The sequence below is a fragment of the Ruegeria sp. AM4 genome (assembly GCF_056540665.1).
The window spans coordinates 1-626 of the sequence record NZ_JBQFXD010000040.1; the positions used below are offsets into that span (position 1 = coordinate 1).

At 55.0% G+C, this 626-nt stretch carries 1 protein-coding gene; it reads right to left on the reverse strand.

All coding sequences use genetic code 11. The features are described from left to right. Positions 1 to 196: 196 nt before the first annotated feature. Positions 197 to 626 (reverse strand): 50S ribosomal protein L11 methyltransferase (locus ACR0JA_RS23655; protein WP_480580424.1); only part of this gene is annotated, 430 nt, incomplete at its 5' end.

The following is a 626-nucleotide window of genomic DNA, read 5'->3' on the forward strand; positions in this document are numbered from 1 at the left end:
CGCATCGTCGCGCGATAGCCTCGGCTGAGTTTTGCGTGCTTTTTGTTCAGGCGATGAATGCGCTGATCAAATTCCAGTTGTTTTCCAGTCATGGCAGCCTCCACAAACCGCCCCCGATATCCATGCTTGAACGGTAAAAAGAGATTGCGCCAAAAAAGTGGCAGGAATCCACAAAACTCCTGTAAATGGCCCGAATTTAGCCCTGTTTGCTTAAGATTAGCGTCGTCCACTCGCCAATCTGGGATCTTTGGGTAAGATTGAACTCGTTTTGAGAATAAACCAAGACCACATCATCGGCCTGTTCGTTCAGGATTCCAGATAGAATCGCATACCCGCCAGCGTTCAGATTCGCCCCGATCTCGGGTGCCAACGCGACTAGAGGGCCTTTCAGGATGTTGGCAAAAATCAGATCGTAGGGCGCATGTGCTTTCAGGTCGGGATGGTCGAACCCCGCCGCCTCGACACACTGCACCTGTCCGGCCATGCCATTGGCTTTCAGGTTCGCCTCGGCCACATCGACGGCCACCTGGTCAATATCGCTGGCGATGATATCACCCTGCCAGACCCGCGCTGCGGCCATGGCCAGAACTGCGGTGCCGCAGCCGATATCGGCCACCTTCGTCGCC